Origin of the sequence: Arthrobacter sp. M2012083 (genome assembly GCF_000281065.1) — a bacterium.
Lineage (GTDB): Bacteria > Actinomycetota > Actinomycetes > Actinomycetales > Micrococcaceae > Arthrobacter.
Genome location: NZ_AKKK01000003.1, coordinates 116,942 through 140,577 on the forward strand (window position 1 = coordinate 116,942; position 23,636 = coordinate 140,577).

Here is a 23,636-nt window from a genome sequence, read left to right on the forward strand (position 1 = left end):
GGATGAGCAACCGAGCCGAGTCCGTTCTGGTGGGCCTCATAGGCGAAGGTGTTACGCCCTCGCTCACGCCGCCCATGCACGAACGCGAAGCCGACGTACAGGGTCTTCGCCTGCTGTACCGCCCCCTGGACCTGCTGGAACTCGCATTGCCGGCCACCGCCGTCGGGGACCTCCTCACCGCAGCCCAGCGCATGGGCTTCAATGGCCTGAACATCACGCACCCGTGCAAGCAGCTGGTGCTTGAGCACCTGGATGAAATTTCCGACGACGCCCGTCGCCTGGGTGCCGTCAATACGGTTCTCATCCAAGGCGGTCGGTTCATCGGCCACAACACAGACTTCTCCGGTTTTGGCGCAGCCCTTAGCAATGGCCTCCCTAACGCGAAACTGGACCGCGTGGTCCAGCTCGGTGCAGGCGGAGCCGGTTCCGCCGTAGCGTATGCGCTCCTCAAAGCCGGCGTCAGCACGCTGGACCTTGTGGACATGGATCCGGCCCGCGCCGCTGAACGCGCCGCCGAACTCGGCGGACTCTTCCCGGCGGTCACCGTCACGCCGCGCACTACCGCAGAGCTAGGCGGGATCATGCCCCTCGCCGACGGCCTGGTTCACTGCACCCCCATCGGCATGGCCGCGCACCCCGGCCTGCCCCTCGACATCGATCTCCTGGAAACGCGCCACTGGGTGGCGGACATCGTGTACCGCCCCATCGAAACGCAACTGGTCCGCGAGGCACGTGCCAAGGGCTGCGACGTCCTCGACGGAGGCCGGATGGCAGTGGGCCAGGCGGCCGATGCCTTCCAACTCATCACCGGACGCGAAGCCGATCGTGAACGGATGCGGGCGCACTTCCTGGAGCTGATCGCAGTGGAAGACGCTGCGGCTGCGCTGACCCCCGAGCTGACGAAGGCGGGCAACTGATGCGCACCGGAATCGCCACGGTCTGCCTGTCCGGCACGTTGAAGGAGAAGATGCAGGCCTGCGCCATCGCGGGCTTCGACGGCATCGAGATCTTCGAGCAGGACCTCGTCACGTCCCCGCACAGCCCTGAAGACGTCCGGAAAATGGCCGCCGACCTCGGTTTGGGATTGGACCTCTACCAACCGTTCCGGGATTTCGACGGCGTCACTCCGGACCTGCTCAAAGCCAACCTTCGCCGGGCTGATGCCAAGTTCAAGCTCATGTCCCGCTTGGGCATGGACACCATTCTGGTCTGCTCCAACGTAGCCACGGCAACCATCGACGACGACGAACTCCGCGCCTCCCAACTGGCCGAACTGGCCGGACTCGCAGGGGACCACGGCGTCAAGGTTGCCTACGAAGCGCTGGCCTGGGGCAAGTACGTCAACGACTATGAGCACGCGTACCGTCTGGTTGAAATGGTTGACCACCCTAACCTCGGCACCTGCCTCGACTCGTTCCACATTCTGTCCCGGGACTGGGACACCGCGCCGATCGAGGACATCAACGCGGAGAAGATCTTCTTCGTCCAGGTTGCCGACGCCCCCAAGCTCTCCATGGACGTGCTGTCCTGGAGCCGTCACTACCGCGTTTTCCCGGGCGAAGGGCAGTTCGAACTCGCCAAGTTCATGGGCCACGTGGTCCGGGCCGGCTACACGGGTCCGGTATCCCTTGAGGTTTTCAACGACGTCTTCCGCCAGTCGGACACCGAGCGCACCGCCGTGGATGCCATGCGTTCCCTGATCTGGCTGGAGGAGCAGAGCGCCAAGTGGCTCGCAAGCACCTCAACGGATGCCGCGGCCGGTAACGGCAGCGGGTCCCGCCGTCGTTACCCCATGGAACTGGCCACGCTGCCCAAGGTGAACGAACCCGCCGGTTTCAACTTCGCCGAGGTCAAGGCGGACGACACCGCGCAGCTGGAGAAGCTCCTGGGCCAGCTCGGCTTTGGATTCGAGGGCCGGCACCGCACCAAGGATGTCCAGCTGTGGACCATGGGCCAGGCCCGCGTGATCATCAACGAGCAAGCGGCATCGCACTCGGAACCGGCTATCGCCGCTTTGGGGTTCGACGTCGATTCGCCAGTGATTGCCTCCGCTCGCGCCCAGCAACTCAAGGCACCGGTAGTGGCCCGCAAGGTTCAGGCCGACGAGGAAGTCTTCCAAGGCATCTCCGCCCCGGACTCCACGGAGATCTTCCTCTGCCAGGGCAGCCCGGATGGCACCGCGGCGTGGACGCATGAGTTCGGCGAAGGGCTGGAGCGCTCCGCAGCGCCGCAGAACGCTGTCATTGACCACGTGAACCTCGCCCAGCCTTGGCAGCACTTTGACGAAGCTGTCCTCTTCTACACCAGTGCCCTTGCCCTTGAACCACAGCCGTTCGCCGAGGTCCCGAGCCCCAGTGGGCTGGTTCGCTCGCAGGTCATGGAGACCAGCAACGGAGCGGTCAGGCTGGTCTTGAACCTGGCACCCGCGCAGCAGGCACAAGCAGCCCGCAAAACGTACCAGGAACACATCGCCTTCGCTGTGGACGACCTCGTGGCGACTGCCCGGGACGCCCGCGACCGTGGCCTCGAATTCCTGCAGATTCCGGCCAACTACTACGAGGACCTGGACGCCCGATTCGATCTTGAACCCGGATTCCTGGCAACCCTCAAGGAGCTCAACCTCCTGTATGACCGGGACGCCAATGGCGAATTCCTCCACTTCTACACCGCCACCGTGGGCAGTGTGTTCTTCGAAATGGTGGAACGTCGGGGTAACTACGACGGCTACGGGGCCCCCAACGCTCCAGTGCGACACGCCGTCCAATACGACTCGCTCCACCGGGTTTAGGCCCGTAAACCAACAAGAACCCATCAACCGAAAGGAGCCGGCCGTGCCGCAAGAACAGACCGCACAAGCGCTCGAATCCGAGGAACTCGTGCCGCCCGCAGAGGCGCATGCCGCGCACGTTTCCCCCAAGAAGGTGGAAACCCAAGCGGACCTCAGCGCTGAGATGAAGGGCATCAGCGACCGCTATGCCGAGGCCCTGAAGAACGGCCGGGGTCCGGAGACCATGCCGCGCCTGGACTACGCGCCGTACCGCAGCAGCATCCTGCGCCACCCCACCAAGAGCCTGCACCACGCGGACCCGGAGACCATTGAGCTCTACTCGCCCGCGTTCGGCCACCAGGACGTCCACGCGCTGGAATCCGACCTGACTATCCAGCACAACGGCGAACCCCAAGGTGAGCGCATCATCGTTGCAGGCCGTGTCCTTGATGGTGACGGGCGCCCTGTTGCCGGCCAACTCGTGGAGATCTGGCAGGCCAACGCCGCCGGACGCTACATCCACAAGCGCGATCAGCACCCCGCGCCGCTGGACCCGAACTTCACCGGCGTCGGCCGTTGCATCACAGGTGATGACGGCTCCTACAGCTTCACCACCATCAAGCCCGGCGCGTACCCGTGGAAGAACCACCTGAACGCCTGGCGTCCCGCGCACATCCACTTCTCCATGTTCGGCTCGGAATTCACGCAGCGCATCGTCACCCAGATGTACTTCCCGGGTGACCAGCTGTTCCCGCTTGACCCCATTTACCAGTCGATCGTGGACCAGGACGCCCGCGACCGCCTCGTGGCAGAGTACGACCATGAACTCACCAGCCCCGAGTGGGCGCTCGGCTACAAGTGGGACATCATCCTGACCGGCTCCAACCGGACCTGGACAGAGAACGAAGCATACGGCGACGCCGGGGACGAGGAGTAAGCGCATGACCAAGCTGACACCCACACCGGGCCAGACTGTAGGCCCTTTCTACGGCTACGCACTTCCCTTCAAGAAGGACAACGAACTGCTGGCACCAGGCAGCCCCGGCAGCATCCGCCTGCAGGGCACGGTGTACGACGGCTCCGGCAGCACCATCCCGGACGCCATCCTGGAAATCTGGCAGCCGGATTCCGACGGCAACATCGTCCAGCGCACCGGCTCCCTGGTCCGCGACGGCTACACGTTCACCGGTTGGGGTCGCGGCTCCGTGGGCAACTCCGGCGTGTACACATTCACCACCGTCAACCCCGGCCCCACGGCACCCGGCGCTGCGGCCTTCATCTCCGTGGCCGTCTTCGCCCGCGGCCTCATGAACCGCCTCTTCACCCGCGTGTACCTGCCGGAAAACGAGGAAGCATTGGCCAACGACCCTCTGCTGAGCTCCCTGGAACCTGAACGTCGTAAGACGCTTATCGCCCGCCGCGACCCCGACGGCGGCCTCACCTGGGACATCCGCCTGCAGGGAGGCGATGAGACGGTCTTCCTGGACTTCCAGCAGGACGGCTCGCTGGAAACCAGCGTCAACGCCGATCACTCTGCAAGGGACAACAAGGCATGACCGACGGCGACTTCGGCCTCCTTAGCCCCGTCTCGGCGTCGCCCGATGTGGCGGCGCTGACTGGCGACCGTGCCGTGATTGCGGCAATCCTCGACATCGAAGCCTCCTGGGCTGCCGTCCTTGAGGAGGCGGGACTCGTTCCCGCCGGATCCGCCGCCGTGGTGGCCGAAGCCGCCGACCCCGGCTCCTACGATGTCGCATCGTTGGCGGAGCGCGCGCAGGGTGGCGCGAACCCGGTGATTCCCCTGCTCGGGGACCTGCGTTCCCGCGTCAAATCCTTGGACTTGGCGGGGATTGGCGCCGGCAAGGCCGTCCACACCTCGCTGACCAGCCAGGACGTCCTCGACTCCGCCCTGATGCTGCTGGCCAGCCGTACAGTGTCTGCGTTGCTGGTTGACGTCAAAGGCACGACGACGGCGCTCGCCACCTTGGCGGCACAGCATGCGGACACGCTGTGCGTGGGCAGGAGCCTGACGCAGCATGCGCTTCCCTATACGTTCGGGCTCAAGGCGGCCCAGTGGTTCCAGGGTGTGGCCGCTGCGGCTGCTCGTTTGGAGTCGCTTCAGTTGCCGGTTCAGTTCGGGGGAGCCGGAGGAACGCTGGCTTCGGGGACCAAGCTGACGGCGGGATCTGCTTCCACGCCGTTCGATCTGGCCGATTCCCTGGCCTCCCGGCTTGGCCTTGCGCCAGCTCCCGCTCCGTGGCACACCAACCGCCTCGCTGTCACGGCCTTAGGGGATGGCCTTGCTGCCCTGATCGATTCCTTCGGGAAGATCGCCGCCGACCTGCTGTTCCTGAGCCGCCCGGAGGTTGCCGAACTCGGCGAACCCTTGGCTGCCGGGCGCGGTGTTTCCTCGGCCATGCCGCAGAAGCAGAACCCTGTCTTGTCGGTGCTGATCCGCAGTGCGGCGTTGCAGGCTCCCGGCCTCGCATCCCAACTGCACCTTGCTGCGGCAACCTTCAACGATGAGCGGCCAGATGGGGCCTGGCACAGCGAGTGGCCTGCCCTACGTCAGTTGCTCGCGTTGGCACTTGGGGCTGCCGGACACCTCCGCGAACTTACCGAGGGCCTTCGCGTCTTCCCCGATGCGATGCGCCGGAACCTCGACATCTCGGGACCGCTGCTCCTCAGCGAAGGTGTGGTGGCCGCCGTCGCTCCTCTCCTCGGTGAGGACGGAAAGCAGAAGCTGCAGGTCGTCGTCGACGAAACCCTGAAGGCACCGGCCGCAGAGCAGAGCCGGATCTACACAAAACTCCTACGTGAAGCCGTCCCCGCGGACAAGCTTTCCGATTCCGAACTCAAAGCGCTCCTGGACCCCGCCAGCTACCTCGGTGAGGCATCCGGGATCAGCCAAAGAATCCTCAGCGCCTACCCGGACTTCGCGGCGCCAGCCGACTTCACTGGAACTTCAACGAAGGGAACTGCTCGTGGCTAAGCCAACTGTGAAGGCCGTGCTGCTCTCCCCGCAGCGCGATGTGGGAGCCAAACCTCTCCTGGTGGTGGGTCCGTCGCTGGGTACGTCCACTGTGCTCTGGTCCGAAACCGCGGCACTCCTCGGCGACGACTACGACGTCATCGGCTGGGACCTCCCTGGCCACGGCATCTCGCCGACCGCCACCGAAGGTTTCGATATCGCGGAGCTGGCGGACGCCGTCGTCGGTCTTGTGGACTCTGTTTCGCCGGGCGCCAGGTTCCACTACGCGGGTGTTTCGATGGGCGGGGCTACGGGCTTGCAGCTCGGCATCAAGCACGGCGACCGACTGCTCAGCCTGTCGGTCCAGTGCAGTGGCGCCAAGCTCGGCACGCCCGAGGGCTGGCTTGAGCGAGCGGACACTGTGCGCAAACTGGGCACTCCTGTGATGATCCAGGGATCTGCGGAGCGCTGGTTCGCACCGGGTTTCATGGACCGCCAACCGGAGATCAGCAGCCGCCTTCTGCACTCCCTCCGCGACGCGGACCGCTTTGGCTACTCGTTCTGCTGCGAAGCCCTCGCGGCATTCGACGTCCGCGAGCAGCTCGGCAGCATCACGGTTCCCACGCTGGCGATTGCCGGCAGCGAGGACACTGTTGCTCCGCCGTCGTTCGCTGAAGCTGTTGCCGCAGGGATCACTGCAGGCGGCGGCACCGCTGAGGCGGTAACGCTCGACGGCGTCGGTCACCTGGCACCTGCAGAGGCACCGGCCGCTGTGGCTGACCTGATGCGGACCTTCATAAAGGAGAACGAACGATGAGCCCTGTTTCTGAACCCAACGGCCCTGCACGGAAAGGTGCCGTGCAGCCCGACGCCACCGCCCAGGATATTTACGACGCCGGCATGGTGGTCCGCCGCGAAGTACTCGGCAACGCACACGTGGACCGGGCGAACGCCTCCAAGGATTCCTTTACCGAGGACTACCAGGACATGATCACCAGGATCGCTTGGGGTGGCATCTGGACGCGGCCCGGCCTGAACCGTCAAATGCGCTCCGCGGTCACCCTCACCGCACTGGTGGCGCACGGCCATTGGGAGGAGCTGGCAATGCACGTACGGGCAGCCCTCAACAACGGTCTGAGCAGGGACGAGATCAAGGAAATCCTGCTGCAGACTGCCATTTATTGCAGTGTGCCATCGGCCAATTCGGCCTTCAAGACGGCCCAAAAAGTATTCGCTGACCTAGACGCCAACGAACCCAACTAACTCGCACTTGTGGTTGCTTTGAGCCCTCAGGCCAGCCACTACTGCCAGTCAGTTGGGCAGAACGAAAGAGAAACCAATGAACCAGGCTTTCGTGTACGACGCCGTGCGCACGCCCTTTGGCAAGTTCGGCTCCGGCCTGGCTGCCGTCCGTCCCGATGACCTTGCCGCGCATGTGGTCCGTGAGTCCGTGAAGCGGGCGCCCGGGCTGGATGTTGAGCGGATCGACGAGGTGGTGTTCGGCAACGCCAACGGTGCCGGCGAGGAAAACCGCAACGTGGCCCGCATGGCTACCCTGCTGGCCGGCCTCCCGGTCTCCATTCCGGGCACCACGGTGAACCGTCTTTGTGGTTCCTCCTTGGATGCAGCCATTATCGCTTCCCGGCAGATCAACGCCGGCGACGCCGAACTCATGCTGGTGGGAGGTGCCGAGTCGATGTCCCGTGCGCCGTGGGTGCTGCCGAAGACCTCCAAGCCCTACCCGGCCGGTGATATGACACTCGCGTCCACCACGCTCGGGTGGCGACTGGTGAACCCTGCCATGAACAAGGACTGGACCATCTCCTTGGGTGAGGCCACTGAACGGCTCCGGGAGAAGTACGGGATTACTCGTGAACGGCAGGACCAGTTCGCGGCGGACTCGCACAACCTGGCCGACGCCGCGTGGAACGAAGGCTTCTACGATTCGTTGGTTACAGCGGTTCCGGGCACGGACCTCGTCCGTGATGAGGGCATCCGTGCCGGATCATCGGCGGAGAAACTGGCTGGGCTGAAGACCGTTTTCCGTGCCGAGGCTGACGGGCCCGACGGCGGTACGGTCACCGCCGGGAACGCCTCGCCGTTGTCTGACGGTGCCTCTGCGGCGTGGATCGGTTCCGAGAACGCCGCTGGCATTCTGGGCTTGGAGCCCTTGGCCCGTATTGCCGGTCGTGGTGCGCACGGCAATGATCCCCAGTTCTTTGGGTTCGCCCCGGTGGAGGCCGCGAACAAGGCCCTCGCGAAGGCGGGCATCGGCTGGGACCAGGTGGGCGCCGTCGAACTTAACGAAGCGTTCGCCGCGCAATCGCTGGCGTGCGTCGATGCGTGGGGGATCGACCCCGGAATCGTGAACCAGCATGGTGGCGCGATTGCGATGGGTCACCCGCTCGGTGCTTCCGGTACGCGCATCCTCGGGACGCTGGCCCGTTCCCTGCAGGCCTCCGGCCAGCGATGGGGCGTCGCGGCGATCTGCATCGGCGTGGGTCAGGGCCTTGCCGTGGTGCTCGAAAACGTTACTGCCGGCGCATCGGCATAGAAGGGGTAAGAGTCATGCTGAATTTCATTGACACTGTTGGCGAGGCTGTTGCCGGCATCAAGGACGGCTCTACGGTGATGATCGGCGGGTTTGGCAACGCCGGGCAGCCGTTCGAACTGATCGACGCGCTGATGGATTGTGGTGCGAAGGACCTGACCGTGGTCAACAACAACGCTGGCCAGGGCGATCAGGGCCTGGCGTTGCTGATCAAGGAAGGCCGGGTCCGGAAAATGATCTGCTCCTTTCCGCGGCAGTCCGATTCCTGGCATTTCGACGCCAAGTTCCACGCCGGCGAGATCGAGCTGGAGCTGGTACCGCAGGGCAACCTGGCCGAACGGATCCGCGCTGCCGGCGCCGGTATTGGCGGGTTCTTCACCCCCACCGGATACGGCACCACGCTGGCCGAGGGCAAGGAAACCCGGTTGCTGGACGGGAAGTGGCAGGTCTTTGAGACTCCCATCCACGCCGACGTTGCCCTCATCAAGGCACTCAAGGCTGACGGCAAGGGCAACCTCGTGTACCGCAAGACCGCCCGGAACTTCGGGCCCATCATGGCTGCTGCGGCCAAGCACACCATCGTCCAGGTCTCGGAGGTCGTGCCCACCGGCTCCCTGGATCCGGAGAACGTGGTGACCCCTGGGATTTACGTCAACAGCGTGGTCCGCGTCGATTCTGCCGGCTCAAACAAGAAGGTGGCCTGATCATGAGCACCCAAACCAGCATCCAGACCTCGGAAAAGCCGTTGGGCCGCGACGAGCTCGCCCAGTTGGTGGCCCGCGACATCGTCCCGGGTTCGTTCGTGAACCTGGGCATCGGCCAGCCGACGCTCGTGTCCAACTACCTCACCGAGGAACAGAACATCACGCTCCACACGGAGAACGGGATGCTCGGCATGGGCCCGGCAGCTGAAGGTGATGAGATCGATGAAGACTTGATCAACGCCGGTAAGATTCCCGTCACCGAGCTGCCCGGAGCCTCGTACTTCCACCATGCAGACTCGTTCGCGATCATGCGTGGCGGGCACTTGGACATCTGCGTTCTCGGCGCGTTCCAGGTCTCCGCCAAGGGCGATCTAGCCAACTGGCACACCGGAGCCCCGGGTGCCATCCCCGCGGTCGGTGGCGCGATGGACTTGGCAACGGGTGCCAAGGACGTTTTCGTGATGATGACGCTCCTGACCCGCGAAGGCGTGTCCAAACTTGTGGAACAGTGCACCTACCCGCTCACCGGCGTCGGCTGTGTCACCCGCGTGTACACGGACAAGGCCGTGTTCCTGACAGGACCCGACGGCGTGACTGTCCGCGAGACGTTCGGCTGCACCTTCGAGGAAATCCAGGAACTCGTCCCCATGCCCCTCAAAAAGGCAGAGTAGGCCCCGCAAGTTGCGCTCCTCCCGTTGTGAGGCCCGCTCTGCGTGGTATTTCGGGAACGAAACGCGCAGAGTAGGCCCCGCAACGCAATCTAGGATTGGTAACCATGACCGATTCCGCAGTAACCCCGCAGGCCAGCGACCAGTATGTTCAGTCGTTGGCGCGGGGTCTGGCAGTGATCCGGGCGTTTGACGCGAACAACCCCGTGATGACCCTCAGCGAAGTGGCGGCCCGCACGGACCTGACCCGGGCAACGGCACGCCGTTTCCTGCATACCCTGGTTGAGCTCGGCTACGTCCGCACCGACGGCAAGACCTTCGCGCTCACGGCCAAGGTGCTGCAGCTTGGTTACTCGTACTTGTCGGCGTTGTCCCTGCCGCAGTTGGCCCAGCCGCACTTGGAACAGTTGAGCCTGAAGCTGGGGGAGTCGACGTCCGCCGCGGTCCTGGACGGTCCGGACATCTTCTACGTAGCCCGCGTCGCTACACGCCGAATCATGAACGTGGGGATCACCGTGGGCACCCGCTTCCCGGCGTACGCCACCTCCATGGGTCGCGTCCTGCTTGCCGGATTGCCGCAGGCCAAGTTGGAGGCCTACCTCTCGACGGCGGAACTTACGCCGCTCACGCCGCGAACCGTCGCCCGCGTGCCCGACTTGAGGGCCGCCGTCGAGCAGGTCCGTTCGCAAGGGTGGTGCCTTCTGGACCAGGAGCTGGAGATCGGGCTGATGTCCATTGCAGCGCCGGTGTGGAACCACAACAATGGCGACAATGTCGCGGCCATTAACGTGTCCCTGCAAGCTCAGGCAGTCGCGTCCCAGCCGAACCCGGCGAAGTACCTCGACGCCGTGCGCCAAGAAGTGGTCGCCACGGCCAACGCCATCTCGCAGGATGTTTCCGCGAAGCACTAACCCATCCGAGCCGGTTGGGCCAGGGGGGCTACTTGCGGATCGCTGCCAGCCGTGTCTCAAGGATCCGCCGCACCATGGAGTCGGGCACGGGGTTATCCGCAGAAAAACGCAGCGTCCCCGGTGACCACGAATAGCCCCCAAGCTCCTCCGACATCTCCGGTAGGATCTGCCCGCTGAACGGGTACAGGGCCAGGTGCTTTTTGGTTTCCTGCACGCTCAGGAAGCCTTTGCCATCAACCAGCAGCGCGGGCATTCCGTAGCTGATGCCTTCTTCGGCGTCGGGAGCCAACTCGCGGGCGATCCCCACGATCCGCTCCAGAATCGTGCGGTTGGCCTCGCTGACGCCCTCAAGATATTCGGTGACCGTTCCCATAGGGACATGCTTCACCACGGGCACCCGCAAGGGCCAGAGGTTTAGCGTTCCGGAATCACCGCGATGCCCTGGATTTCGATCAGGGCCTCTTTCTGCCAGAGGCGAGTGACGCCGATACCGGCCATTGCGGGGTACTGCGAGCCCGCCATTTCCCGCCAGATTCGTCCGATTTCGCGGCCGTTGGCCATGTAGTCGTCTACGTCGGTGAGGTAGATCGTCACGTTGACCAGGTCTTCGGGCTCTCCGCCAGCCTCACGCAGAGTGGTGATCACGTTGGAGAACGCCTGCGTGAACTGCTCCACAATCCCGCCGGGAACGATGTTCATGTTCTTGTCCAAGGCAGTCTGCCCGCCCAGGAAAACGGTGTTGCCGGCCAGGATGCCGTGTGCGTAGCCGGATGGTTTGGCCAGCGATTCCGGGTTGATTGTTGTGTGGCTCATGCTGTTCCTCCTCGTTGTGGCAACTGCAAAAACTTTTGGAAAGCCTCTGTGCAGATCATTTCCGCCGTGCTACGTTGAGCATATGTGACGATCGTAAAAAAGTCGACACATCACAAAATCTCGAAGGGAAACCCGCAATGAAACTAGCCACCTTGCGCACGGCCGGAGGAAGTACGACGGCGGCCCTCGCCACGGGCGCCGACTCATACCTCCCGTTGCCCGCCACTGACGTCGGGGCCCTCCTGGCTCAGTCGGAATGGCGGATGGTCGTCGAGAAGGCGGAAGGGGCTGCCGCGTCCAAGGAACAGAAATTCATCGCGGCAGGCGAAGCCGAACTTGCGCCGCTCCTTCCCCGCGCCGGCAAAGTCATCTGCTGTGGCCTGAACTACGGTGACCACATCCAGGAAATGGGACGCGAGCTTCCCGAGTACCCCACCCTGTTTGCCAAGTACGCGGACACGCTGGTCGGAGCAAACGACGCTGTGGAAGTCCACGGCAGCGGTCGCGTCGACTGGGAAGCCGAGCTCGCCGTCGTCGTAGGTTCAGAACTCTTCCGGGCGGACGAAGACCAGGCCCGTGAGGCCATTGCCGGATACACAGTTGCCAATGATGTTTCCATGCGCGACTGGCAAAACCGGACCCTGCAGTGGTTCCAAGGCAAAGCCTGGGACGGCACAACCCCCGTGGGCCCGCTCATGGTCACGGCAGATGAAGCCGGGGAACATTTCGACGTCCGCGGATACGTCAACGGCGAGCTTGTGCAGCAGGGGAACACCAGCACTTTGGTGTTCGGTCCGGCACAGCTGCTGTCCTATATTTCGCAATTCACCACCCTGCGCCCCGGCGACCTCGTCCTCACCGGAACGCCCGGGGGAGTGGGGATGGGAATGACCCCGCCGCGCTTCCTCAAGGACGGCGACGTCCTCACCACCGAGATCGACGGGATCGGCCGGTTGGATAACCAGTTCCGGATCCATGCACCGCTCCCGGCAAACGCCTAAGAACACCACACCAAAAGGAGAGACCCAATGAGCCAGACCACCACCGAATACCGCCTCGAAGGCGATAACTCCATCTACGCCCAGGCTGACGGCAAGGTTGTTCCTGTAGTCACCCGCGCCGGTGCCGAAGACACCAACACGGCACAGTCCGGCGATTGCATCCGCGTCTCCGGCGTGAGTATCCAGCACACCCCGGCAACCAAGATCTGGTTCGGCCAGGTGTCCAACACTCCGGGCTACCGCTCACTCCCGCACCACCACGGCGAGGCTGAGACCGGTGGCTACGTGCTCCGCGGCCACGGCCGGATCTACTTCGGCGAGAACTACTCAGAGTTCATCGACATGAAGGCCGGTGACTGGGTATTCGTTCCGCCGTTCATGCCCCATGTCGAGGCCAACATGTCCGTCACGGAAGAACTCGTGTGGCTCACTGCGCGCACCCCGGAGAACCTCGTGGTCAACCTCGAAGACGTTGCCGACGAGACCCTCGCCGACTACCGCCGGGCCTAAGCCATGATCACTGGAACCCTGACGTCCGAAACCTTTCTCAAGGCCGTTGAACTCACGCCCGCAACGGCCGAGGTGTTCGACGAAGCCTACGAAGCAACCACCCAGTACGTGCCGTGGCCAAAAGCCTATGGTGGAGACATGGTGGCACAGGCTGCGGCCGCAATGATGCGGTCCGTTGATGCTGACAGGACTTTGCACTCGATGCACAGCTACTTTATGCGTCCGGTGGATATCGGTTCCAGTGTCCGCTACGAAGTGGAGCGTCTGCGGGACGGCCGCGGGTACTCTACCCGTACGGTCCGTGGCTTCCAGAACGGCAAGCCCGTCTATGCAGCCATGGGTTCGTTTCAGGTGCCCGAAAACGGCCCCGACTTCCAGCCCGAGGCCCCTGCCGCCGTCGAGCCTGAATCGCTCCGGACCGCTGCCGAAGCGTTGGACGGAACGGATGGTCCGGCCGCGGACTACTGGTCCACGGGCCGCAGCTTCGATATGCGCCATATTCCAGGACCGGTATATATCGAACTGGAAGGCGGATCGGTGCCGCAGCAGGCGATTTGGGTTAAGGCCTTCGACGCCCTGCCTGACGACGCCGACCTCCACCGCACAGCTTTGGCTTACGTCTGCGATTACACAATTTTGGAGCCGCTGCTCCGGGTGAACGGACTCAATTGGTCCAGCCCGGGACTCGCCACCGCCAGCCTGGACCACTCCATGTGGTTCCACCGCGACGGTCGTGCTGACCACTGGGTGCTCTACGCCCAGGAAGCTGTCTCCGGTCAGAGCAACAGGGGCCTCGCGATGGGCCGCTTCTTTGATCGGCAAGGAAGACTGCTGGCCACGGTCGCCCAGGAGGGCATGATCCGGGCCGGCTCCTCAACAGTTTGAACCCCCAACCCCACTCCGCTTCAACGACGCACCACTGAAAGGAACGGCCATGAGCATGATGCCATCGGCCCACGTGGACACGTTCACCCGCGACCACCTGCCGCCCGCCGATACCTGGCCTGCGCTTGAATTCACCCTTCCCGAACTCCACTACCCGGAACGGCTCAATGCTGCTGCGGTCCTGATCGACGACGGCGTCGAACAGTACGGCGCGGACGGCCCGGCCCTGCGGACCCCGGACGGCGTTGTCTGGACCTACGGTCAACTCCAGCAGCGTTCCAACCAGGTGGCCCAGGTCCTCACCGAAGACCTCGGCGTGGTTCCAGGCAATCGCGTGTTGCTGCGCGGGCCCAACAACCCCTGGATCGTGGCTGCCTGGCTCGGCGTACTGAAGGCCGGCGCCGTGGTGGTGACCACCATGCCCATGCTGCGCTCCAATGAAGTCTCCACGCTGATCCAGCTCACCAAGCCTGTTGTGGCCATCTCTGATCACCGCTTCGTGGACGAGCTCAGGGTCGCGGCGGGGGACCAGGTTAAGGTCCTGACGTACGGGTCCGACGACGACGATGACCTCACCTCCCGCTGTGGGCAAAAGAGCGGCGAGTTCACGGCTGTGGATACCTCGGCGGACGATGTTGCCCTGCTGGGTCCGACGTCGGGTACTACGGGCGTGCCGAAGGTGACCATGCACTTCCACCGGGACGTCCTGGCCAACGCGGACACCTTCGCCCGCTTCATTCTGGAGCCCACGGCCGATGACGTCTTCGCCGGTTCGCCGCCCCTGGCTTTTACGTTCGGACTGGGCGGCCTGGTGGTCTTCCCCCTCCGTTTCGGCGCGTCTTCGCTCCTGACTGAGAAAGCCGGGCCCGTGGAACTGGCAGAGCACGCCGCAGCGGCTGGCGCCACGATCCTCTTCACGGCTCCCACTGCGTACCGGGCCATCCTGAAGGAGAAGCGGGGGGACCTCCTCCGCGGACTCCGCGTTGCTGTCTCTGCTGGAGAGCACCTGTCCAAGGAGACCTGGGAAGCTGTCCGGGAGGCTACCGGCCTGCGTCTGGTCAACGGAATCGGCGCCACTGAGCTGCTCCATGTGTTTATTTCCGCCGCCGGCGATGACATCCGTCCTGGAACCACGGGGCGCGCGGTGCCGGGGTTCCGGGCCACCATCCTGGACGACGACGGCAACGAACTCGGCCCGGGAAACATCGGACGCCTGGCCGTGATCGGCCCTACCGGGTGCCGCTACCTCGACGACGCCAGGCAGGCAAACTACGTGGTCCGGGGCTGGAACGTCACCGGCGACACGTTTGCCATGGACGCCGACGGGTACTTCACCTACCAGGCCCGCTCGGACAACATGATCGTCTCCTCCGGTTACAACATCGGTGCACCCGAGGTTGAAACGGCTATCGATCAGCACCCGGATGTGGTGGAAAACGCGGTCATCGGAGTTCCGGACGAAGAGCGTGGCAGCATCGTCTGCGCTTTCATCGTGCTGCGCGAAGGCGTCACCGGCGACGCTGCAAAGCGCAAGGAAATACAAGACTTCGTGAAGCAGGCCATCGCCCCCTACAAGTACCCCCGGGATGTCCGCTTCGTCAACGAACTGCCACGCAATCCCAGCGGCAAACTCCAGCACTTCAAGCTCCGCGACGGTCTTCTTTCAGAAAATACTGCGACCACGCCATTAGAGAGCGCCGCGGAACACACCGAACAACTTACCCCTGCCGGCCAGAGCCAGGCCTGAGAAGGAGCAACACCCATGAAAATCGCAATCGTTGGAGGCGGCCCCGGCGGCCTGTACTTCGCAGCACTGATGAAGCAGCTGGACCCGTCGCACGACATCACCTTGTGGGAACGCAACGCTGCCAGCGACACCTTTGGCTTCGGCGTCGTATTTTCCGATGAGACACTCGGCGGCATCGGCAACGCCGATCCCGTGGTGGCTGAATACATGAGCCGCCGCTTCGCCCGCTGGTCCGACATCGACATCCACTTCCGCGGCGAAATGATGACAGTCGGCGGCCAGGGCTTCGCTGCCATGAGCCGCAAGGAATTGCTGGAGCTGCTTCAACGCCGCTGCATCGAACTGAACGTTGACGTGCGGTTCAGTACCTTGGCTCCCGCCGTCGAGGAACTTGAAGCCAACTACGATCTGGTTCTTGCCGCGGACGGCATCAACTCGCAGATCCGCGCCAAGTACGCCGATTCGTTCAAGCCAAACCTGGACCCGCGGACCAACAAGTTCATGTGGCTTGGTACAGACCAAGTGTTTGAGGCCTTCAAGTTCTTCGTGAAGGAAACCGAGTGGGGCATCATGCAGATCCACGGTTACCCGTACTCGGACGAGGGGTCCACATTCATTGTGGAAATGCACCAGGACGTGTGGCATGCGGCAGGTTTCGATGAGACCGCCAACGAGATCTTCCCTCCCGGCGTCTCGGATGAAAAGGCCATCGCCAGGATCCGCGAGATCTTCGCCGAGGAACTGGACGGCTACGAGGTCCTCACCAACAACTCGAAGTGGATCAACTTCACCACGGTCCGCAACGAAAACTGGCGCCATAACAACGTCGTGCTCCTGGGCGACGCTGCCCACACTGCCCACTTCTCCATTGGTTCCGGCACCAAGCTGGCTATGGAGGACTCGCTGGCACTGGCCGCTTGCCTGCACGAGCACCCGGATATTGAGTCCGCGTTGGCAGCTTATGAGGCTGAGCGTCGGCCCGTGGTCGCTTCCACGCAGCGCGCAGCCCAGGCCTCCCTTGAGTGGTTCGAACGGATCGGACAGTACAAGGACCAGGACCCCACCCAGTTCGCGTTCAACCTGCTCACCCGCAGCCGCCGCATCACCCAGGAGAATCTGCGCCTGCGCGATCCCGAGTTCGCAGAGGCGGTGGATCGCGGCTTCGCCGAGTCCCAGGGCCTCAGCGAGGTGGCACCGGCCATGTTCCAGCCCTTCCGTATCGGCGAGCTGGAGCTTAAGAACCGTATTGTGGTCTCCCCGATGGACATGTACTCGGCCACGGACGGCGTTCCGGGTGACTTCCACAAGGTCCACTTGGGCTCCAAAGCACTCGGTGGCGCCGGCTTGGTCATGACCGAAATGGTCTGTGTTTCCGAAGCCGGCCGCATCACCCCCGGCTGCAGCGGCCTCTACACCGATGGCCAGCGTGACAGCTGGAAAGAAATCGTGGACTTCGTTCACAGCCGCTCCACCGCAAAGATCGGCGCGCAGCTGGGACACTCCGGCCGGAAGGGCTCCACCAAGCTCATGTGGGAAGGCATCGACCAGCCACTCGACTCCGGAAACTGGACCGCCGTCGGCCCTTCTGCCCTTCCCTACAGCCCGGAAAACCAGACGCCCGTGGAGTTGGATCGCGTCGGCATGGATGCCATCAAAGCGGAGTTCGTCGCTTCGACGATCCGTGCTGATGAGGCTGGTTTCGACCTCCTGGAAATCCACGCCGCGCACGGCTACCTGCTGTCCTCCTTCCTTTCGCCCGTGTCCAACAAGCGGACCGACCAGTACGGTGGCAGCCTGGAGAACCGGCTGCGGTTCCCGCTGGAAGTGTTCGACGCCGTTCGCGCGGCATGGCCTGCCCACAAGCCTTTGACGGTGCGCATCTCAGCCACTGACTGGATCGAAGGTGGCAACACTTCCGACGATTCCGTGGCCATCGCCAAGGCGTTCGTTGAGCACGGCGCTGCCGGCCTGGATGTTTCCACCGGACAGGTGGCCAAGGAAGAGAAGCCCGCTTTCGGCCGCAGCTACCAGACCCCGTTTGCCGACCGCATCCGCCAGGAAGTTGCCGCCCCGGCAGGCGTGGCTGTGATCGCCGTCGGCGCCATCTCCACGTACGACGACGTGAACTCCATCCTCCTGGCGGGCCGCGCGGACCTGATCGCCTTGGGCCGTACGCACCTTTACGATCCCCAGTGGACGCTGCATGCCGCAGCTGAGCAGGAGTATCAAGGTCCCGGAGCCGAGTGGATCCCGCAGTTCCGCGCTGGCCGAAGGAAGCCGCCCAGCTCGCGTACTGACGCAGTGCGGCCGCGCCTGTCCTTGCTGAAGGAAGCGGACATCGAAGAGAACATCACCCACCTTCGCTGGACTCCTGAGTCCGCCACGGCATCGGTTTTGGTGAAGTAGCCATGGCAACCGCACCCCTCAACACATGGAATGTGCCCAGGAAGACCACCGGACTGGTGTTGTTCTGCTGCTGGCTCGCGATCCTCGCCGAAGGCTACGACGTGGGCGTACTCGGGGCCATCCTTCCTGCCCTTGCCGAGTACAAGGAATGGAATCTTAGCCCGTTGGCACTCGGTGGACTCGGCTCATATGCCCTGATCGGCATGCTTATCGGAGCCCTGTTCATCGGCACTCTCAGCGACCTCGTGGGCCGGAAGAAGATGCTCTTGGCGTCCATGGCGATCTTCACGCTCACCCAGGCCGGAGCCGCGTGGGCCCCGACGCCGGAGCTCTTCGGCCTGTTCCGGCTCATCGGTGGCCTGGGAATGGGCGGTGTCATCCCGGTGGCAGCGGCCCTGACCATTGAATACTCGGCGCCGAACAAGCGTTCCTACAACTACGGCCTCATGTACTCCGGCTACTCGTTGGGAATAGTCGCGGCCGCCCTCGCCGCCCTGTTCGTCCTTCCCATGGGCGGCTGGCGTGCGGTGATCGCCATCGGGGCAGCGCCAGTAGTGCTGATTCCGATTATCTGGAAGTTCCTCCCGGAGTCCTTGGAATTCCTGGAATCGAAGGGCCGGAAGTCCGAAGCGAAGGCTTTGGCAGCGAAATTGAACATCGCCAACTACAAGCCGATTGTCGCAGCGGCTCCCGCAGCTCCTGCTGCCCAAGGCGGTCAGGCCGATCCGTGGTGGAAGACCATCACCACCATGTTCTCCCGGAAGTACCTGCGTTCAACGGTGTTCTTCTGGATCTCGCTGTTCTGCGGTTTGGTACTGGTTTACGGCCTGAACACGTGGCTGCCGAGCATCATGAAGAAGGCCGGCTACGACCTCGGCTCGTCCTTGACGTTCCTCTTGGTCTTCAGCCTTGCTTCCGCGATTGGTGGCCTGCTCCTGGGCCGCGCCGCGGACAAATACGGCAAGAAGCTCATCCTGGTGGTGTTCTACATTCTGGGCGGCTTGGGCATCATGCTCCTGGTCTTCCCCAACACCATGGTGGTCAACTTGCTGTTCGTGGCCTTCGCGGGTGTGGGGTCCATCTCCACATCGCTGGTCCTGACCGGCTACATCGCCGACTACTATCCGGCGAAGGTTCGTGGCACGGCAACGGGCTGGGCCTTGAGCTTCGCTCGTCTGGGTGCCATCTCCGGACCGTTGATCGGTGGCTGGATCGCAGGCTCCAAGCTGCCGTTTGAGGCCAATTTCGCCATCTTCGCGGGTATTGCCGTACTTGCAGCAGGCGCTGTGGCAATGATTCCCAAGCCACAGCCTGAGGTGCCGGTTGCCGCCGTCGACGTTGATCCTGACGACGTCGCCGTCAGCGCGCGCTAGGAGAATCATGGACAGGTATCCGGAGGCATGCGTCGAGCGAACGGTGGAGTGGGTAGACACCGATGCCTCCGGACACCAGCACAACTCGGCAATCCTGCGCTGGGTTGAGGCTGCCGAAGCTGAGCTCTTCCGCTCTCTGGAGCTGCCGGACTACTTCCCTAGCGCTCCGCGGGTGCAGCAAGTGATTAATTACAAGGCCAAGCTGTGGTTCGGCCAGCGCATCACCGCCACGGTGAAGATTCAGGCGCTCGGCCGGACCTCGCTGACCATGGCTTTCGATGTAACGTCCGACGCCGGTGAGGTCGCCGCGTACGGGACGGTCACCACGGTGCACGTCCCTAACGGCAGCACCGCTGCGCAGCCTTGGCCGGAGCATCTGGTCCGGGCCGTAAAGGGTGTGCCGGCAGCCGAATAGCTCCGCCGAGATGGCAGTTGACACCAATGTTGAAGCCTGGGATTGGTGTCTACTGCCATCTCGGCGAGGTGTTTGTCTAGCGCAGGCCCTTAAGGATGTTCTTGGGCCGCTGCATCTCACCGTGCTTGGCACCCAGGATGATCACCCAGGCAGCAAACGCGGGAATGGCCCACTGGAGTGCTTTCAGCTGGGTTTGGGCGGTCTTCAACTCGTCCGATGCGCCGGGCCGCGGCTCCGTGGCACCCTCGGCGCCTTCATCGGAGAGCTCGTCCACCTTCTTGCCCACTACACCTGCGTACAAGGTGATAGCTGCACCGGCCAAGGTCACTACTGTCTTGTAGATGGTGTTGGCGGCGACGCTGTCCTGCTTGGCGATCCTGCCTTTGTTTTCCCAAGCGATTGCCAGGTCCGCCGCGAGGTGTCCGGCGAAAGCTGCCGTCTGAACCGGGGCCCACTTCCCCCAGCCTTTGCTTGAGAGGCGGGTTCGTTCGGTGGGGTCTTTGGCTTCCGCTGCGGCCCCGTTGAGTCCGATTGCCCCCATCAGCGAACCGCCGAACCATGCTGCGGCTGTGAGGTCGTGAATGGAACGGGCTACGAGATTTCCTGCCATGATGTGCTTCCTATCGTCGATCCGGAAAGTACCTTTTAGGCCGTGTCAGCCTCGAAACAGCGTGGTTCTATACTAAGCATGCTTACTAAGGTGCGGCCAGTCGGTAGAGCGACGCCTTGCGGTTACGCTTAGCCCGTGGAGCAGCTTTACGCGATTCTTGCGTGCACAATTCTTGGTTGTTTGGCCGTTTTCCAAGTGGCGTTGGTGGTTGGCGCGCCCCTCGGGCGGTTCGCTTGGGGTGGGCAGCATGACGTCCTGCCGCAGAAGCTGCGGGTGGGAAGTGTAGTCTCCATTGTGCTGTACGCCCTGTTCGGCTACTCGGCGTTGGCAAAAGCGGGATTAGTGCCGGTGCCGGTCAGTGAAACCTTCACCGGCATTGTCATGTGGGTACTTACCGCCTACTTCATTGTGGGCGTTGCGATGAATGCGATCTCCCGCAGCAAGCCCGAGCGTTTCGTCATGACCCCGGTGGCGCTGGTTCTCGCAATCCTCTTCCTGCTTCTTTCGCTGGATTGATTCGAACACCAGGCTGATCCGGAGCATCGGCAGGGGCCCGCGCCGCACCTATGATGAACTGGACTGGCGCCGGAACTGCGGCGCGGAAATGAGGACCCTTAGATGTTCGCCGTTCCGGCACCCCCGGTGCGCCACCAGCAACTGCTCGTCACGATTTTCGGTCTTTACGGCCGGAACGCCGGCGACGCGTTGCCGGTTTCTGCCCTGATTTCCATGCTGGGCTCGCTCGGCTACGACGCTCCGGGTGTGAGGTCGTCCGTCTCCAGGCTTAAAGCCAAGGGCGTACTGAAGAGTGTCCGTGAGGGCGGAATCGCCAAGTACAAGATCTCCGAGTCCGTCAGCGACGTGTTCCGTGAAGGTGACCGGCGGATCTTCGCGCCAGAGCAGCCTGCGCCGGTGGATACCTGGGTGCTGGCCGTCTTCTCCGTGCCGGAATCGATGCGTAACCGCAGGCACCAGCTGCGGTCTGCACTGCTCGGGCTTGGTTTTGGTTCCGTTGCCAACGGTGTGTGGATCGCACCCGCACACAAGCTGGAGCAAGCCCGGGAACGCCTTACCGCGAGTGGGCTGATCGAGTTCGTCGATCTTTTCCGGAGCGATTACGTGTTTGACGGGCCCATGCGCCCCAAAATATCTGAGTGGTGGGACCTCAAGGAACTCGATCAGCAGTTCACCGAGTTCCTTGAGGTGTACAAGGGCGCGGAGCGGCAATGGACCGAGCAGGTGGGTGATGATCCGGAAGCTGCCCTGGCTTCGTCCACCGAAGAGCTGCGACGCGACGCATTCCGTTTTTACATTCCCATGCTCACCATGTGGCGTAAGTTCCCGTACCGGGACCCGAACCTCCCCACCGACTACCTTCCGCCCGAGTGGCACGGACCAGCGGTGCGCAAGACCTTCCTGGCCGTACACCGCTTGGCGGCACCCCTTGCAGCAGCCCACGCACATGAGGTCATTGCTGAAGCTTTGAACCCGGCCGCCGCTTGAACCCGGAGGCCTTGCTCGCGGCGGCCTGGGCCTTGGGCTGTCCGGTTACTCGTTGATGCGGGGTGCGTCGATGATGCCGAACACTTCACCCTGCGGCGCTTGAATCATGGACATGCGTCCCAGAGGGCTCTCCGTCACGGGCATCAGAAGGGTGGAACCGAGCACCACCGCCCGTTCCGCAGTGCCTTGGACGTCGTCGCTGGCGAACCAGGTCAACCAGTGGTTAGGGGTATCTTCGGGGATATCGGCGTCATGCTGGATTCCTCCCACTTCCCGGCCGTCAAGCGGCCTGCGGAAAGTGGAGTAGGAAAGGCCGTCCTCGGTGGCGTCCTGGTAGCTGATATCGAAGACGTCTGAGTAGAACGATTTGGCGGCTGTTAAGTCGCGGGTGTGGAGCTCGTTCCAGCACAGTGCGCCGTGTTCATTGACGCGTTCCGCTCCGATATGGGTGCCGGCCTGCCAGATGCCAAAGGCCGCGCCCCCGGTGTCAACGGCCAACGCCATGCGGCCGGATTCCATGACATCGAACGGTGGCGCGATCAACACTCCGCCAGCCGCGCTGATTTTCCCGGCAGTAAGGTCCACATCGTCCGACGCCAGGAACGTGGTCCAGACTGTGGGCATGCCAGGTGCCTGCTTCGGCCCCAGGCCCGCTACGGCGCGCCCGCGAAGGTGCGCCAGGAGGTACTCCCCGGCGTCCGGGCCACCGGATACGAATTCCCAGCCGAAGAGAGCCGCGTAAAAGGCTTTCCCGGCTGCGAGGTCGTCCACGCCCAGGTCCACCCACATGGGCGTTGCTGCCGGCCAGCTCGAGATTTTGGTGGACATGGGACTCCTCGGGGTAGGGCGCTTAGGGGGTGGCTGACTCCCCAGACGCCCGATGCGCCGGGCGTCTGAAGAGACAGCCACTATAAAGTGCGCCGTTGTCCCGGTTCGTGACACGATTTCAACCCTGCGTTTTGCGCGCGCCCCAAAACCGCCCGCCCCAAAACCGCCCGTCCCAAGAAGGCGGCGGGAAAGCGAAAGCCGCCGTCCCGCCGTCGTGCGTTTCCAGCTAGACCGTGCGCGTTGCCTTCGCGAGGTTCTGGCGGAGTTCGTCCGCGTTCTGCCGGATGACGTAGGCCGGGCGGTCGCGCTCAACGCGCCAGCTGTCCTCCAGCGGGCCGACGTTGACGGTGTCGAAGCCGAACTCGTCGTAGAGCTTGGTGACAAGCTCGGCTGCTTCCGGGAAGTCACTCGAGGTAGCAAGGGCGCGACGGTTGGCGCTGCCTGCGGGGGCGCCGTCGGTGGTGATGTCCTTGGCGAAGATGTGATTGAAACCCTTGGCCACTTTGGAGGTTGGGAGGTGCTTCTGGAGCAGGCCGGAGGTGGTTGCTTCTCCGTTATCCAGCTCGGGAATGCGGCCGTCGCGCTCCCAGTAGTAGTTGTTGGTGTCGATGACGATCTTGCCCTCAAGCGGCTCAGTCGGAATGTCCTGGTAGTTCTTGAGGGGTACGGTCACGACGGCGAAATCACCCGCCGCTGCTGCTTCGGCTGCCGTCGCAGCCCGGGCGCGCGGCCCCAGCTCCGCCACCAGCCCGCTAAGGGTCTCGGGACCCCGTGAATTGCTGATGACGACGTCATAGCCAAGTTCCACCGCTTTGCGGGCGACCTGGCTGCCAATGTGTCCTGCTCCGATGATTCCGATTGTTGTCATGACCTTGCCAACAATAAGTTGCAGACGCCGCATTCCCGCGTTACGCAATATTTCTGGGAGGCCTATACTAAGTAGTCTTACTATACTGGTTGGCATCGAAGACGA

The 23,636-nt window shown here is 63.4% G+C and carries 25 protein-coding genes; 20 read left to right on the plus strand and 5 right to left on the minus strand.

Annotated elements, in window-relative coordinates; all coding sequences use genetic code 11:
• Positions 1-2 precede the first annotated feature (2 nt).
• The 11 genes from A477_RS0101855 to A477_RS0101905 all read left to right on the plus strand — a co-directional run bounded on the left by A477_RS0101855 (position 3) and on the right by A477_RS0101905 (position 10,572).
• On the plus strand, positions 3-917 hold the full coding sequence (locus A477_RS0101855; RefSeq protein WP_017197346.1) for a shikimate dehydrogenase: 915 nt from the start codon (positions 3-5) through the stop codon (positions 915-917).
• Entirely contained in the window at positions 917-2,788 is a 1,872-nt protein-coding gene (locus A477_RS0101860) for a bifunctional sugar phosphate isomerase/epimerase/4-hydroxyphenylpyruvate dioxygenase family protein (protein WP_017197347.1), read from the plus strand. Before A477_RS0101855 ends, A477_RS0101860 begins: the two co-directional genes overlap by 1 nt.
• 43 nt (positions 2,789-2,831) lie before the next feature.
• On the plus strand, positions 2,832-3,704 hold the full coding sequence (pcaH, locus tag A477_RS0101865; protein ID WP_017197348.1) for a protocatechuate 3,4-dioxygenase subunit beta: 873 nt from the start codon (positions 2,832-2,834) through the stop codon (positions 3,702-3,704).
• Positions 3,705-3,708: 4 nt separating this feature from the next.
• A complete protein-coding gene (gene pcaG, locus A477_RS0101870) occupies positions 3,709-4,323 on the plus strand; it encodes a protocatechuate 3,4-dioxygenase subunit alpha (RefSeq protein ID WP_017197349.1) in 615 nt (204 codons plus the stop codon).
• On the plus strand, positions 4,320-5,759 hold the full coding sequence (locus tag A477_RS0101875; protein ID WP_017197350.1) for a class-II fumarase/aspartase family protein: 1,440 nt from the start codon (positions 4,320-4,322) through the stop codon (positions 5,757-5,759). The genes pcaG and A477_RS0101875 overlap by 4 nt, the downstream gene beginning before the upstream one ends.
• On the plus strand, positions 5,752-6,555 hold the full coding sequence (locus A477_RS0101880) for an alpha/beta fold hydrolase (protein WP_017197351.1): 804 nt from the start codon (positions 5,752-5,754) through the stop codon (positions 6,553-6,555). The genes A477_RS0101875 and A477_RS0101880 overlap by 8 nt, the downstream gene beginning before the upstream one ends.
• Positions 6,552-7,001, plus strand: a complete 450-nt coding sequence (gene pcaC / locus A477_RS0101885) for a 4-carboxymuconolactone decarboxylase (RefSeq protein ID WP_017197352.1) — start codon at positions 6,552-6,554, stop codon at positions 6,999-7,001. The genes A477_RS0101880 and pcaC overlap by 4 nt, the downstream gene beginning before the upstream one ends.
• Before the next feature lie 76 nt (positions 7,002-7,077).
• A complete protein-coding gene (locus tag A477_RS0101890; RefSeq protein WP_017197353.1) occupies positions 7,078-8,292 on the plus strand; it encodes a thiolase family protein in 1,215 nt (404 codons plus the stop codon).
• 14 nt (positions 8,293-8,306) lie between these two features.
• The gene (locus tag A477_RS0101895) at positions 8,307-8,993 is read left to right on the plus strand and encodes a 3-oxoacid CoA-transferase subunit A (protein ID WP_017197354.1); all 687 of its coding nucleotides are present in this window, start codon (positions 8,307-8,309) and stop codon (positions 8,991-8,993) included.
• 2 nt (positions 8,994-8,995) lie between these two features.
• The gene (locus A477_RS0101900; protein WP_017197355.1) at positions 8,996-9,664 is read left to right on the plus strand and encodes a 3-oxoacid CoA-transferase subunit B; all 669 of its coding nucleotides are present in this window, start codon (positions 8,996-8,998) and stop codon (positions 9,662-9,664) included.
• Between the two features lie 104 nt (positions 9,665-9,768).
• On the plus strand, positions 9,769-10,572 hold the full coding sequence (locus A477_RS0101905) for an IclR family transcriptional regulator domain-containing protein (protein ID WP_017197356.1): 804 nt from the start codon (positions 9,769-9,771) through the stop codon (positions 10,570-10,572).
• A gap of 28 nt (positions 10,573-10,600) precedes the next feature.
• Here the strand turns inward: A477_RS0101905 and A477_RS0101910 are convergent, their stop codons facing one another.
• Positions 10,601-10,945 carry an iron chaperone gene (locus A477_RS0101910; RefSeq protein ID WP_017197357.1) on the minus strand — a complete coding sequence of 115 codons (345 nt, stop codon included), beginning with the start codon at positions 10,943-10,945 and terminating at the stop codon, positions 10,601-10,603.
• 41 nt (positions 10,946-10,986) lie between these two features.
• Positions 10,987-11,385 (minus strand): RidA family protein, encoded by a 399-nt coding sequence (locus A477_RS0101915; RefSeq protein WP_017197358.1) that lies wholly within the window; start codon positions 11,383-11,385, stop codon positions 10,987-10,989.
• A gap of 137 nt (positions 11,386-11,522) precedes the next feature.
• Here A477_RS0101915 and A477_RS0101920 point away from each other — a divergent pair, with 137 nt between their 5' ends.
• From A477_RS0101920 to A477_RS0101950, 7 genes are read left to right on the plus strand one after another with little or no spacing between them, the layout of a single operon-like run.
• Positions 11,523-12,386: a fumarylacetoacetate hydrolase family protein gene (locus tag A477_RS0101920; RefSeq protein WP_017197359.1), complete on the plus strand. Its 864-nt coding sequence runs from the start codon at positions 11,523-11,525 to the stop codon at positions 12,384-12,386.
• Positions 12,387-12,413: 27 nt separating this feature from the next.
• Positions 12,414-12,896, plus strand: coding sequence for a cupin domain-containing protein (locus A477_RS0101925; protein WP_017197360.1), 483 nt, complete (start codon positions 12,414-12,416; stop codon positions 12,894-12,896).
• A 3-nt stretch (positions 12,897-12,899) separates the two neighbouring features.
• Positions 12,900-13,781, plus strand: a complete 882-nt coding sequence (locus A477_RS0101930; protein ID WP_017197361.1) for an acyl-CoA thioesterase — start codon at positions 12,900-12,902, stop codon at positions 13,779-13,781.
• A 49-nt stretch (positions 13,782-13,830) separates the two neighbouring features.
• Positions 13,831-15,528 (plus strand): AMP-binding protein, encoded by a 1,698-nt coding sequence (locus A477_RS0101935; protein ID WP_017197362.1) that lies wholly within the window; start codon positions 13,831-13,833, stop codon positions 15,526-15,528.
• Positions 15,529-15,543: 15 nt separating this feature from the next.
• Positions 15,544-17,934: a bifunctional salicylyl-CoA 5-hydroxylase/oxidoreductase gene (locus A477_RS0101940; RefSeq protein WP_017197363.1), complete on the plus strand. Its 2,391-nt coding sequence runs from the start codon at positions 15,544-15,546 to the stop codon at positions 17,932-17,934.
• A gap of 2 nt (positions 17,935-17,936) precedes the next feature.
• Positions 17,937-19,307: an MFS transporter gene (locus A477_RS0101945; protein ID WP_017197364.1), complete on the plus strand. Its 1,371-nt coding sequence runs from the start codon at positions 17,937-17,939 to the stop codon at positions 19,305-19,307.
• 7 nt (positions 19,308-19,314) lie between these two features.
• Positions 19,315-19,722: an acyl-CoA thioesterase gene (locus A477_RS0101950; protein WP_017197365.1), complete on the plus strand. Its 408-nt coding sequence runs from the start codon at positions 19,315-19,317 to the stop codon at positions 19,720-19,722.
• Between the two features lie 76 nt (positions 19,723-19,798).
• Here the strand turns inward: A477_RS0101950 and A477_RS0101955 are convergent, their stop codons facing one another.
• Positions 19,799-20,332 carry an ABC transporter permease family protein gene (locus tag A477_RS0101955; protein ID WP_017197366.1) on the minus strand — a complete coding sequence of 178 codons (534 nt, stop codon included), beginning with the start codon at positions 20,330-20,332 and terminating at the stop codon, positions 19,799-19,801.
• A 135-nt stretch (positions 20,333-20,467) separates the two neighbouring features.
• Here A477_RS0101955 and A477_RS0101960 point away from each other — a divergent pair, with 135 nt between their 5' ends.
• Together A477_RS0101960 and A477_RS0101965 are read left to right on the plus strand one after the other, a co-directional pair.
• Positions 20,468-20,848: a hypothetical protein gene (locus A477_RS0101960; protein ID WP_017197367.1), complete on the plus strand. Its 381-nt coding sequence runs from the start codon at positions 20,468-20,470 to the stop codon at positions 20,846-20,848.
• Positions 20,849-20,950: 102 nt separating this feature from the next.
• On the plus strand, positions 20,951-21,835 hold the full coding sequence (locus A477_RS0101965; RefSeq protein WP_017197368.1) for a PaaX family transcriptional regulator: 885 nt from the start codon (positions 20,951-20,953) through the stop codon (positions 21,833-21,835).
• 45 nt (positions 21,836-21,880) lie between these two features.
• Here A477_RS0101965 and A477_RS0101970 read toward each other — a convergent pair whose 3' ends face one another.
• A complete protein-coding gene (locus tag A477_RS0101970; protein ID WP_017197369.1) occupies positions 21,881-22,663 on the minus strand; it encodes a VOC family protein in 783 nt (260 codons plus the stop codon).
• Between the two features lie 226 nt (positions 22,664-22,889).
• The gene (locus tag A477_RS0101975) at positions 22,890-23,531 is read right to left on the minus strand and encodes an NADPH-dependent F420 reductase (RefSeq protein WP_026005291.1); all 642 of its coding nucleotides are present in this window, start codon (positions 23,529-23,531) and stop codon (positions 22,890-22,892) included.
• Positions 23,532-23,636 lie beyond the last annotated feature (105 nt).